Here is a 12,795-nt window from a genome sequence, read left to right on the forward strand (position 1 = left end):
CCCTCTTTTAATTATTTATAGCATCACATTTAAAGCGCATTTTGATCTGATTGGGTCTGATCGGCGCTCTAATCCAGTGTTTACACCGCGTTTTTTGTCCGAAAACCACTTCACATTTTTCAAAAAACGCTTTAGTGGCAAATTCTATTATTTAAATTCTATTAATACTGTTCATTTGAAATCTTGCAACAGCAATACTATGCGTCATGAAAAAATAAATCGTGATGTTTCGCCAATTAGATGAAAATATCCCATAAAGCCGCATATAAAATGTTAAAAGCACATATCTACCCAATAAGATATGCGCCTTAACATGTTATTTTTAAACATTTTTAGAGAAATTATGATGTGGCTATCTGCCGGTTAGGCACCAACGAGGTCGAACCATGCATCTTCATCAATAACCTCAATATCAAGTTCACGTGCTTTATCAAGTTTAGAGCCAGCTTTAGGGCCAGCTACGACAAGATCTGTTTTTTTAGAGACCGAACCAGCCGTTTTTGCACCAAATCGCTCTGCCATGGCTTTTGCTTCATCACGCGACATGCGCTCAAGCGAGCCAGTAAACACAATGGTTTTACCGGCAACGGGCGAATGACTTGCAACCACCACTTCTTCATCTAAAGGCGTAACTTCAGCCAAAAGCGCATTAACAGCTTCTAGATTGTGGGGTTCACCATAAAAATCAACGACAGCCTCGGCAACAATTTGGCCTATGCCTTCAATATTGATGAGTTCCTGCCATGTATCATTGCCTTTATCGGCTTTGCTTGTGGGCATTTTGGCATCCTTAGCAGCTTTTTCAAAGGCCGCATAGGAAATATAGGCGCGAGCCAAACGCTTGGCATTAACTTCACCAATATGGCGCATACCAAGGCCAAATAAAAAGCGGCTCAAAGCAATTTCACGCCTTGCATCAATGGCATCATAAAGCTTTACCACTGACCTACTTCCAAATCCCTCTATATTTTCAAGTTTGGTAAGCGAATTTTCCTGCCGCTTTTTTAAGGTGAAAATATCAGCAGGTGTTTTAATGCTCAATGATGGATCTTCAGCATGGAAGAAAAATTCAACCTGCTTTTCGCCCAATCCCTCAATATCAAAGGCATTGCGTGACACAAAATGACGAATGCGTTCAACCACCTGTGCAGGGCAGATAAGGCCACCGGTACAACGGCGCACAGCTTCGCCTTCCTCTCGCACCGCATGACTACCACAGACCGGACAAGTGGTAGGAAACTGATAGAGCACCGCATCACTGGGGCGTTTTTCTAATACCACATCAACAATTTGCGGTATAACATCGCCAGCGCGTTGGATAATGACCATATCGCCAATACGAATATCACGGCCATCGCGCAATTTACCGCCATTGGAATCAATTCCAGCGATATAATCTTCATTATGAAGCGTGGCATTGGTCACCACCACACCGCCAACGGTAATCGGCTCAAGACGCGCAACAGGTGTTAAAGCACCAGTTCTGCCCACTTGAATATCAATACCTTTTAACAGTGTGAAGGCACGCTCAGCTGGAAATTTATGGGCAATAGCCCAACGCGGTGAGCGAGATACAAAACCAAGGCGGCTTTGCAAGCTCAATTCATTGACCTTATAGACCACGCCGTCAATATCATAATCAAGGCTTGCTCTTAGTTCCTCAATCTTATGATAATGATTGATAACATCCTTGGCACTGGTAAACAGCTTGGTAAGGGGGTTGACAACAAAACCATATTCAGCAAAGCAATCCATCATCCCCATTTGGGTAGTTGCCGGCATTTCGCTAACCTCACCCCACGCATAGGCGAAAAATCGCAATGGCCGCTGCGCCGTAATTGAAGAATCTAGCTGGCGAAGGGAACCAGCCGCAGCATTGCGCGGATTAGCAAAACGCTGTTTGCCCGCTTCTTCCTGTCGTTGATTTAGTTTTTCAAAATCATCACGCGCCATATAGCATTCACCGCGCACTTCAATAATATCAGGATAGTTACCCTTCAGCTGGCGAGGAATATCTTTTAGTGTAAGAGCGTTTGCGGTAACATTTTCACCAATTGTACCATCACCGCGCGTTGCGGCACTTACTAATTTGCCCTGTTCATAACGCAATGACAAAGATAGACCATCTATTTTAGGTTCAGCACTAATGCCAAGCGGCGTTGTGGTATCAAGGCGTAAAAAACGGTGTATGCGGTCAATAAAATCATTAACATCTTCGTCATTAAAAGCATTATCAAGTGACAGCATTGCAACATTATGGCGCAGCTTTTCAAATTTTTCCGAGACCTTAGCGCCCACTTTTAAGGACGGAGAATCTTCGCGAATTAAGGTTGGGAAACGTTGTTCAATCGCATGATTGCGTTGACGTAATGCATCATAATCAGCATCAGATAGGTCAGGATTATCTTCCAAATAATAGAGTTGATCATTATGGGCCATTTCGCTAGCAAGAGCTGCCAATTCTTTTACTGCTTGCTCTTCGCTTAAATCTTCAACAGCAATCTGTCTTAATTCATTCTCGCTCATATGTTCCATTTCCTATCGTTTTTTCGCCTGATTTTGATAACCAAACTTAATGATGCATTGCATATAATTATTTGAAAAATATTTAACACTAGGTGAGTAGATGATATTATTACGATAAAAATAAAGATCCAAAACCTAAATTATAAGCTTGGCTGCATTGTGCAAGCTTTTAAATGAATCAACAAGGCGTGATTTGTCTCTTACAATGTCGATAGGTTAAATTGATATCTTATGTATTTAATAGCTCTCAATAAAGGAATTTAATATATGAAAAAAATACTTGTTACATTATTGTTGTCTTTATCGAGTCTATCGACTTACGCCTATGCGCAAGATGGCATTACGATCAGTGGCTTAGAAAAAAACGCCGACACAAAAGTAGAATTTCAAAAATTAATAAAAGGTCAGAATTTACCTAAATGGGTAAGCGAGGGAGGTACGGAATCGCAGTCCAAAGAAGTTATTATTGAAGGAAAAAAATATCTCGTATTAAATGCATGCAAACCCCATGATTGTGATGCGGAGCAAATAGCCTTGCTTTATTCAATCGATGCTAAAAAATTGGCGGGTGTTTTTTCCACCAATGATGAAAAGGATGGCAGTCAAAAATTACAATGGCTCAATATTCCCGATGAACTGTCGATTGACGGCAAAACAATTCTATTTGCAGCATTGACGGGCAGTCTTGATAACCACCCCAATAGCTTCAATTTTAAATAGGAATTGCAACGAGTGGGGACGCATCTCCCCACCTTATTGCTGCGCAAACTGCTAATAATTGCAAGCATAATAAACTTCAATCAGTGATAACATTAAAACGAAGTGAAATGAAACAAGCTTAAAAACCAAAAAATAACGCTTAAACAATGCAAATTGCCCTATATGCACCCAAAGTAATTAATAATTTTTGATGTTTATAATAAAGAAAAATTAATCTTTGCTGGCCAATAATTTTTTAGCCGCAGCACGAGCTTCACTGGTTACTTCAGCCCCAGCCAGCATACGGGCGATTTCTTCCTGACGTTCTTTTTTATCCATCAAATGGATGCGTGAACTAACGCGATCGCTATCGCCCGTTTCGGCCTTGGCAATAAGGAAATGTCCATCAGCGCGCGCGGCGACTTGCGGTGCATGGGTAACCGATAACACCTGTACATTTTGCGCAAGGCGTTTTAGCCGCTGGCCAATTGCATCAGCAACTGCGCCACCAACACCAGTATCAATCTCATCAAAAACAAGAGTTGGCGCAGAGCCGCGATCAGCAAGCGCTACTTTTAACGCCAATAGAAAACGCGATAATTCGCCGCCAGAAGCTACCTTCATCATCGGGCCTGGCTTAGTACCGGGATTGGTCTGCACATAAAATTCTACTGTATCAATGCCCTCAAGCTGACGCTCATCTTGATTGGTGGTAAATTCAATAATGAATTTGGCTCGCTCTAATTTCAAGGCAGGTAACTCTGCCATGACGGCTGCCTCAAGTTGATGGGCAGCATCTTTGCGTTTTTGCGATAATTCTTGCGCTAAAACATCAAATGCATCACGCGCTGCCAAAGTTTCAGCTTCCATCTGTGTTAAGGTGGTTTCGCCTGCATCAAGATCCGCAAGGTTTGCGTCTAGCTTGTCGCGCAGTTCGGGTAAGTTTTCTACCGCAACCGAATATTTACGCGCTGCAGCGCGCAGCGCAAACAACCGCTCTTCTACGGTTTCTAATTCGCGCGGATCAAAATCGATGATGCGCATGGCATTTTCTACAGCATCTTGCGCAAGGCCAAGCGCATCAAGGGCTTGGTCTACTTGTTGGATGATCGGCTCTACAATGTCCTGTGCTTCACTCATCTTACGTTCAAGACGGCGGACAAGATTGGCTAATATTGGTACGGCTGATGTCGGACCAGATAATATTTCACCTGCTTCGTTAATATCGCTAGCAATTTTTTCAGATTTCATCATCGTGCCGCGCCGCTCGGCCAAGAATTCCTCCTCGCCAAATTGCGGATCAAGCAGCGATAATTCCTCTACCGATGAACGCAGATAATCAGCTTCTTTTGCGGCGGCCTCAACATGGGCGCGATGGCGAGCAAGACCTTTTTCAAGGCTGCGCCAAATTTGAAATTTTTGTTTTAATGCGCTAACTTCACTGCCAAGACCACCAAAGGCATCAAGCAAATCACGATGGGCATTAATATCAATTAAAGCGCGATCGGCATGTTGACCGTGAATTTCAACCAAATGGCGGCCAACATCTTTGATTAGACCAACGCTCGCAACTTGATCGTTAATAAATACACGTGAACGTCCATCGCTTGATTGCACGCGGCGCAAGATAATATCGCCATCATCATCAAGATCATTTTCACGGATTAATAAACGCGCTGGGTGGTTTATAGGCACATCAAATACTGCAGTTACTTGTCCCTGCTGTGCGCCATGGCGCACAAGGGAAGCATCACCCCTTGCGCCAAGAGCAAGAGAAAGAGAATCAAGCAAAATTGACTTACCGGCGCCTGTTTCGCCGGTAAGCACAGAAAGACCGACATCAAAATTGATGTCCAATTTTTCGATCAGAACAATGTCGCGGATCGAAAGTTGAATGAGCATGGTTTATTGTGTTCTGTTTGCTTGGTTGGCATTATTAGAAGAACCGCCCTTAAAGGCGCGAGAAATCCAAGAGCCAGTATTTTCTTGTGGTGAGTGGCCAGCCTTTTGCAAAAGCTTATAGGCATCAGCATACCATTTACTATCGGGGTAATTTTGTGCCAATACAGCCGCTGCGGTTTGTGCTTCAGGAATAATACCAAGAGCAAAATTAGCTTCAACCAAGCGATAAAGTGCTTCTTCAATTTGGTTTGTGTTAGAATATTCTTGTACAACCGTTTTAAAGCGATTAATCGCTGCTAGATATTGGTGGCGCTCTAGATAAAAGCGGCCAACCTGCATTTCTTTACCAGCAAGCTGCTCACGACCAAAACGAATCTTATCTTTGGCATCTGCCACATATTCAGAGTTTGGATAGCGATCGACGAGTTCCTGCATAGCAGCAACTGCACGTTTTGTATCTTTTTGATCGCGGGTAACATCTGGAATCTGGCGGAAATAAGCAAGGCCAATAATATAATAGGCGTAAGCTGCTTCTTGAGATGTTGGATAAAGCGAAATATAACGGCGCGCCATATTAACCGCTTCATCATAATTTGCTTGTCGATAATTGGTAAAAGCGCCCATTACAAGTGCTTTACGGGCCCATTCAGTGTAGGGATGCTGGCGGTCAATTGCCTCAAACTTTTTGGAAGCCTCTTTGAGGCGACCCGCTTCAAGATTGGCAAGAGCTTGGTTGTAAAGCACGTCTGGCGACTCGATTGTGTCAACATAGGCGTTAAGATCAAGGTCTTTATCTTTGTCGGCACAGCCTGCAATAAGTGCTGTTGTGGCAACCATGCTGGTAATCAGTAGACCTCGAGCTAAGCTAAGTGGTTTAAATCCCCGAATACTGAAATACGATTTTAACATTGTCATGCTATCTCTGGCCCTCTTGGCGCGCTGGTTTAATAAAGTAGGTATCACAGAAAAACTGCGCTACGTCCACACTTTTTTAACCTAAACTAGTCTTTTTACCAATAGTTTAGTGATGTTATAAATTAATAATATCACATTTTTAACGTTTTAGTTTTGTGTCTTAATTTAAATAACATTTTAGCTTTTAAATCAATTCATGAATTTGATCCGGCTCAATTGTTCAACAACAATCAAAGACATTTCAAATCTCGTTACCCTTAATAAAGCATTTTGTATAAATTACAAAATATTTAAATAGCCTATTAAGGCATAACTTTTTTTATTGCTTATCGTCAATCATTCTATCTAGGCTCAATTAAGGCAATTATTGAAAACTCGGTATTTAAATGTCTTTTTTCACAATAATGATGCTATTTCGTAAGCGCTCTGGTTTGACAACAGCGCTTTTACCGCCGCACCATTTAAAGCATGGCCACCGCGCATGGATTTAAAGCGACCGATAAAAGGCTGCCCTAACAAGGCGACATCGCCAATTGCATCAAGGGCTTTATGGCGTACAAATTCGTCTTCAAACAATTTGCCTTCGGCGTTTAATATTTCGTCATCATGGCCAATGACCAATGAATTTTCAAGCGATGAACCGAGAGCTAAACCCTTTTTTTGTAAAATTTCTGCATCTTTTAAAAAACCAAAAGTGCGGGCTGGAGCAATATTTTTGCGAAAAAACTCACATTCAAGGGTAAACTCAATATGCTGTTTACCTATCGCCGGCGTAGCAAAATCAATTGTAATATCAAAGACCGTTGCATCATCTGGTATAAATTCCGCATAACCATTGGGGCTCTCAACCCGCACCGGCTTGATGATTTTGATATATTGACGCGGCTTGTCTTGCGGTTTTATGCCTATATCTTTGATACCATTTGCAAAGAGTAAAGCACTACCATCCAGAATTGGCATTTCATCATTATCCGCTTCGATGATAAGATTATCAATTTCAAAAGCACTAATTGCCGCCATTAAATGTTCAATTGTTTCAACCTTGGCACCATCCTTATGTAAAGTGGTACAAAGTTGTGCCGGCCCGGCAAGTTGGTGGCTCGCTTTAAGGTCAATTGACTTATTATCATTGCTATTACGGTTAAAAACAATACCATGATCAACAAGTGCAGGCTTTAAGACAATATTGCTAGGTTTTCCGCTGTGGACTCCAATCCCATTAAATGAGATTTCTGCGGCAATTGTAGATTGAAAAACATTCACAAACTTCACCTATATTTGATCATCTATATTAAAGAAAATACTAACCGTTTCAAGACTGCTAAACAACCTGCGTAACTTGACAATCTTCGTTTTTGTACTCAGACGGCAATATTATTAATATTATTTTCAAATGATAACAACAATTTATTGCTTAAGGCTTTTCGATGCGCGCAATTATCTTTACGGCAAGCTTGCGGCCTTCTTTACCTTGCTATGCTACAAGTTTGCTGCAAAGGTAAAATCGTTTATATTTTTCCTCAAAATTACGGAAAGTCCCTTATTTTAACGACAAAACCGTTACACCTTTGCAACCAAAAAATAGTTAAAAACACCAATATTACACCACGCCAACGCGCTACTGCTCTTTAAACTGTGCGAATGGCTTTCAATAAAAAAGCAGTGGCTAGACAAGCCAATGCAAAGCGTTATGCCGAAAAGAGCGATAAAGCAAATTATAAACAGCCCAAAAAATAATTTACCGTACCCACGACGTTCAATGCACATAGGTCCAATGCATATAGCAATTAAAGCCCGATTACTTGATCATTGCTAGTGAATGTAAAATTTTACTGTTAAAATAGACAAAATTCTTGTATGGCTTTTCAAAATTAGAAAAATTCAAAAATTAAAATCATATTTATTGGATTAAAGAGTTTGGATAAAAACCAAACCAGATAAGCACATCAAAGTTTTCAATTAAAACATGATGTATCTCTTTAGGAATGAAAATAAGGACTATGTAATGAGCGAGCTTCCAGCATGCCCACAATGCAATTCAACCTATACCTATGAAGACGGCAGCAATTATATTTGCCCAGAATGTGGGAATGAGTGGAATGCATCAACCCAAAATAGCGATAAAATTGTTGTCCGCGACGCTAATGGTACCGAACTTAATGATGGCGACACGGTAAGCGTCATCAAAGATCTTAAGGTTAAAGGATCATCATCGGTGGTTAAAGTTGGTACCAAGGTTAAAAATATTCGCCTTGTTGACGGTGATCATGACATTGACTGCAAAATTCCCGGCATTGGCCAAATGGGCTTAAAGTCTGAATTTGTTAAAAAAGTACAAGAATAAAATATTCAATCGGAGCATTTTGTGCAATTGGTAAGATGCTCCGGTTCATTGCTAGGACAACACCAAGTCCAAGAGCCTTTTTCTAGCAGCTTAACAACCCAAAAGTTTAATAAAGAAGCAATCGATAATTCAGTGTTTGCCCTTATTAAAAATATTGCCTGCTGAATAGCAGCGCTTCATGCTTTATGTTTATAAATCAATAAAACACCACTTTATTTAAATGCCGAAATAGCTGAAACCAAAGCAATCTCGGATCAGGACCTGTTTGCAATATGCATGCGCCCTATGAGCTAACAAGGCAGCTTCCCCGATCACAACCATATGAATAGCCAAAGAAAACATGTCATGCTATTTTAACTTAATAAATATGCTTGGTATGTGTAAATATTTTACCTAGAAGCTTACCAAATGATAAAATTAAGTGCCTAAACTACTCTGTTCCTGTGCCTAGAGTTTGGTTTTATTTTAAAAAAACAAAACATAATAATACTTAAAATTAAATATTATTAATGTATATATAAAGTATTAAAATGTTTTATCATCGATTGCTTGATTTTTTATCGACATAAAATCAGACTCGCCCATTATATATACACGTAAAAAACCCCGTATAAGCCTAACTATCAAGCCAATACGAACAGAATCACCACCAAACCCTAGTTCGAAAAAAACTAACCAATAAAAATACTAGTAAGAATAAAACAAACTATACTTAATTAAAAGCTGATAAATTGTTTGAAAATGAATGCAAAATGAACAAATCCTCAAAATATCTTTCATTTTGTTTCTAAAGTTTAAATAATTTAGCTTTTTTATTAAAAATACTATTGGACTATTCTTCTGATATGGTTTATATATAAGCGATAAATAATTTAAAAAAATGGAGTTATCATGATTAAGAAACTTATCCTTGGCTGTTCATTACTTTTAATTGCCCCTGCTATTGCTAGCGCTCAAAGTGCTACAGGCGAATGCGCTGCTGAAAAAGCTGCGATCCAGAAGCAGATCGATTATGCTCGTCAGCATGGCCATATCCATAAAGTTGCTGGCCTTGAAAAGGCTTTGAGTGAAGTAAACCAGCATTGCACCGACGCAGGTCGCCGTGCAAGCAATCTACAAAAGGTTGCTGAAAAAGAACATAAGGTAGCACAGCGTAAGGCTGAACTTGAGGATGCTAAATTGGGTGGCGATGCTAAGAAAATTGCCAAGAAAACCAAAAAGGTTGAAGAAGCTGTTCGCGAACTTGAAGAAGCCCGCAGCAACGTAAAATAATTTAAAAAATTGAATACAGTTGAGGCCCCTGCATATTTTATGCAGGGGTTTTTTATTATGTTTCTATTCGGGGCTGTTGGTTAAAAAGGCAGCAACCAATTTGCTATTTAATTATAATTTTTTCAATAACCGGCAAACCGGTAATATGCAGGCTAATTTCATTAATATCCGCAGGTGGTGCGACAAACTTGCCTTTCCACTGCCCGACACGCGGTGTTTTGGTCATATCATAGCTAAAATTCAGTTTTAAGTCTTGCGGCGCGGCATCATCCTGCGCGGTAAGTTGCCATTTCTCATCGCCATTGCTGATAAAAACTGTATCGCGATCAAGCTTATCATAAATGATTGCACCGCTAAACGGCTCAACAACCGTATTAAAGCGCAGTTCTATCTCAACAATGTCACCTTTGCGTTTGGCGCGGATAACTTCAGCTACCGCGCTATCCTTTATAATGCTTACCATTGGCTTTTCAGCTGCAAATACATGCCCCATATTGACCAAGGATAGCCCAATCGACGCAATTAAAATCGATGCCAATTTACCAGAAAATTTCATAATCTCACTTCCCATCAATCACTATTAAAATAACGACTTCCTAACCATTTCAACCCACCCTCTTTAAACATTATTTTGCTAAAGAGCATTTAAAAGCTAGCCAAAGCCTAATTGCAAACACATTAGCCCGCCAAAGCCGAAAAAGCTTAAGCGGGCATTTTATGCTATTTGTAATTACAACCCCAGCAGGTATTATTTTCCCCAAGGGTATTATTTTCCCAAGGCCTATTTTTCCCAAGGCCTATCTTTCCAAGCGGTTATTTACCTTGAGCAGCTGGGGTTTCTTTAAGGCCAAATGCGGCAATTGATGCACGAAATACATCAGTATTATCAACATAAATCTGGTTTTCTTCTGATGCATGATAAGCGGCCAGACCTTGATCTTTTTTAGCTACTTCACGGAAGAACTCTGCACCCTTACCATGAGCGTAAAGTGGCACCAACTCACGGGTATGGGTATCTGTATGCCAGCGAACAAGTGGTAAAGCACCTGCACCTTGGTTGATAAGGTCAGAATAGGCAGTACTATTACTATCAGGACCTTGCAGCAAGCCGTTACCATGGTCAGTTGTAACGATAATAAGCGTTTCATCCCATGAAGAATTGGCTTCAACCCACTCTGCAACCGCTTCAACTGCGAGGTTAAAATCAATCTGCTCTTCAATCAAACGTGGTAGATTATTAGCATGTGCCGCCCAATCAACTGCACCACCTTCAACCATCAAGAAAAAGCCTTTTTCATTTTTTGACAATATATTAAGTGCGCCTTTGGTCATAGTTGCAAGGCTTGGCTGGTTTTCTAAAGGTTGCCCCATCGCAACACCAGGACGATTGAACTGAGTTGTCAAATGGTTTTGCACCGTACCGATAAGCTTGGTTTTGTTGCCCAAATCAAATTTGCCAGCAGCTAGCTTCTCAAAATCTTCTTTGCTTTCGATAAGCACATAATCCGTTTCGCCGTTTTTAAGCTTGTCCCAAGTTTCTTTACCACCTACATAGCGATAAGCCTTATCATCCTTGGCTTCAACTGGCTTGCCTTCCTTGTCAAAATTTGGGTGCCCTGCCCCCATCACGACACTTGCCATGCCAGAATTGACGATCTCTTGTGCCATTGCTGAATATTCGTTACGGCTTGCATTATGAGCTAGAAAGCCAGCCGGCGTTGCATGGGTCCATTGAACCGTAGAAATAGAACCTAAAGAGCGGCCACTTTCTACTGCATATTCACCAATATGTTTTAATTTCGTATCATTATTAGACCAATTAATGGCGTTGTTATAGGTTTTTTGCCCGGTTGCCAGAGCAGTCGCTGCCGCAGCGCTATCGGTATAATCGGCGCGGGTGTAATCATAACCTTTGAAATAGCCAGGATAATTACCAAGCGACCCCTTAAATACTTCACTGCTAGGTGCAGCATCCCAAAGCTCCGCCGCATTAAACGTGACTGAACCTTCATTGGTCTTGGTTGGCGTATTAGAGGTATTAAGTGGATAGGTTGACATAAATGCCTTAACATCAAAGTCATCATAGACCTCATGGCCTAACGCGCCATGACGATAATAGCTTGCAGCTCGCCATGTATTAATGCCAGCGCCATCGGTAATTAACAAAATAACGTTTTTTGCTGGTGCTTCTTGCGCCATTGAAGGCACGATAGCGCCACCGAACCCAGTTGTCAGCCCTAAAGCCAGAAGAACAAGTTTATGAAGTTTCATTGAGTATCCCTTTCTGCCAGAATATAAACAGCGGATACTGTAGCCATATTTCATTGGTATGACATGATAATGATTTTTTAAAAATCAAGTCAAAAACATGTGTTCAATCCAAAAAAATAAATTTCATTAAAGACCATGTTTGAACTTAACTATTTAGAATAATTTACCTAATTTTATATATTCGCCACCATTCACGTCACTATCCACAAAGCCTAAATGAAGTCATTATCATTTTACTAATAGATCCATCAATATTTAAAACTATAAAGCTGCAATCCAGTTCATGCCTTAGCGAATCGACTATTTTAAGCACCTTAATTTATAATCCGCCTAAGAAAAGCTGATAACATTATATTGACAGCATACAACTCGCTCATCTTGCCGTTTTCATTTATCATGAGGCCAAATGATCCAAAATTAAACAATTAGCTTTATTGGAAAGGAAAATACTATGGTAATTGATATTACCCCTTCACCGATTCGAAAAATTCAAACGAATAATCCTGCAACCTTGGCCCTTGGCATTAAAGGTTCACTGAGCGATGCGGATATTGAAAATCTCTATGGCCTTATAGAGGCTGAAGCATCATTAAATGAAACATTCAATATCATTATTATTTTTTACAGTAGTGATGAAGTTGAATGGGCAGCCCTGTTTAAATCCGATGTACTTTCGATGAACAAAGACCTACATGCAAAAGTCAATCATTGCGCTGTTGTTGGTGGCCCTAGCTACATGTCTTTTACAACTAAATTTTTAAGCCCATTTTTAGCACCCAATTTCCGGTGGTTTGCTGAAAGCAATATACAAGACGCATGGGACTTTGTTGACAGCCAGCCGATTGAGGAAGCAGAATAAAAACGCG

The 12,795-nt window shown here is 40.5% G+C and carries 10 protein-coding genes; 4 read left to right on the forward strand and 6 right to left on the reverse strand.

Annotated elements, in window-relative coordinates; genetic code table 11:
- Positions 1–363: 363 nt before the first annotated feature.
- The gene (gene ligA, locus N5852_RS10955; RefSeq protein ID WP_262097824.1) at positions 364–2,526 is read right to left on the reverse strand and encodes an NAD-dependent DNA ligase LigA; all 2,163 of its coding nucleotides are present in this window, start codon (positions 2,524–2,526) and stop codon (positions 364–366) included.
- A 267-nt stretch (positions 2,527–2,793) separates the two neighbouring features.
- On the opposite strand from ligA, the gene ivy reads away from it, so the two are divergent.
- Positions 2,794–3,246 carry an Ivy family C-type lysozyme inhibitor gene (ivy, locus tag N5852_RS10960; RefSeq protein WP_262097825.1) on the forward strand — a complete coding sequence of 151 codons (453 nt, stop codon included), beginning with the start codon at positions 2,794–2,796 and terminating at the stop codon, positions 3,244–3,246.
- Between the two features lie 210 nt (positions 3,247–3,456).
- On the opposite strand, the gene recN is transcribed toward ivy, so the two are convergent.
- The 3 genes from recN to lpxC form a co-directional block, all read right to left on the reverse strand.
- Entirely contained in the window at positions 3,457–5,127 is a 1,671-nt protein-coding gene (recN, locus tag N5852_RS10965; protein WP_262097826.1) for a DNA repair protein RecN, read from the reverse strand.
- Positions 5,128–5,130: 3 nt separating this feature from the next.
- Positions 5,131–6,015, reverse strand: coding sequence for an outer membrane protein assembly factor BamD (locus N5852_RS10970; protein ID WP_410004264.1), 885 nt, complete (start codon positions 6,013–6,015; stop codon positions 5,131–5,133).
- A gap of 423 nt (positions 6,016–6,438) precedes the next feature.
- Positions 6,439–7,305, reverse strand: a complete 867-nt coding sequence (gene lpxC / locus N5852_RS10975) for a UDP-3-O-acyl-N-acetylglucosamine deacetylase (protein ID WP_262097828.1) — start codon at positions 7,303–7,305, stop codon at positions 6,439–6,441.
- A 742-nt stretch (positions 7,306–8,047) separates the two neighbouring features.
- On the opposite strand from lpxC, the gene N5852_RS10980 reads away from it, so the two are divergent.
- Positions 8,048–8,386 (forward strand): zinc ribbon domain-containing protein YjdM, encoded by a 339-nt coding sequence (locus tag N5852_RS10980; RefSeq protein ID WP_262097829.1) that lies wholly within the window; start codon positions 8,048–8,050, stop codon positions 8,384–8,386.
- 891 nt (positions 8,387–9,277) lie between these two features.
- The gene (locus N5852_RS10985; protein WP_262097830.1) at positions 9,278–9,658 is read left to right on the forward strand and encodes a DUF1090 domain-containing protein; all 381 of its coding nucleotides are present in this window, start codon (positions 9,278–9,280) and stop codon (positions 9,656–9,658) included.
- A gap of 103 nt (positions 9,659–9,761) precedes the next feature.
- Here the strand turns inward: N5852_RS10985 and N5852_RS10990 are convergent, their stop codons facing one another.
- Complete coding sequence (locus tag N5852_RS10990) at positions 9,762–10,214, reverse strand: hypothetical protein (RefSeq protein ID WP_262097831.1); 453 nt, start codon at positions 10,212–10,214, stop codon at positions 9,762–9,764.
- Between the two features lie 257 nt (positions 10,215–10,471).
- The gene (locus N5852_RS10995; protein WP_262097832.1) at positions 10,472–11,929 is read right to left on the reverse strand and encodes an alkaline phosphatase; all 1,458 of its coding nucleotides are present in this window, start codon (positions 11,927–11,929) and stop codon (positions 10,472–10,474) included.
- Between the two features lie 451 nt (positions 11,930–12,380).
- Here N5852_RS10995 and N5852_RS11000 point away from each other — a divergent pair, with 451 nt between their 5' ends.
- Entirely contained in the window at positions 12,381–12,788 is a 408-nt protein-coding gene (locus tag N5852_RS11000; protein WP_262097833.1) for a SpoIIAA family protein, read from the forward strand.
- Positions 12,789–12,795: the final 7 nt, after the last annotated feature.

The organism is Bartonella sp. HY328 (assembly GCF_025449335.1).
In the GTDB taxonomy this organism is placed as follows: domain Bacteria; phylum Pseudomonadota; class Alphaproteobacteria; order Rhizobiales; family Rhizobiaceae; genus HY038.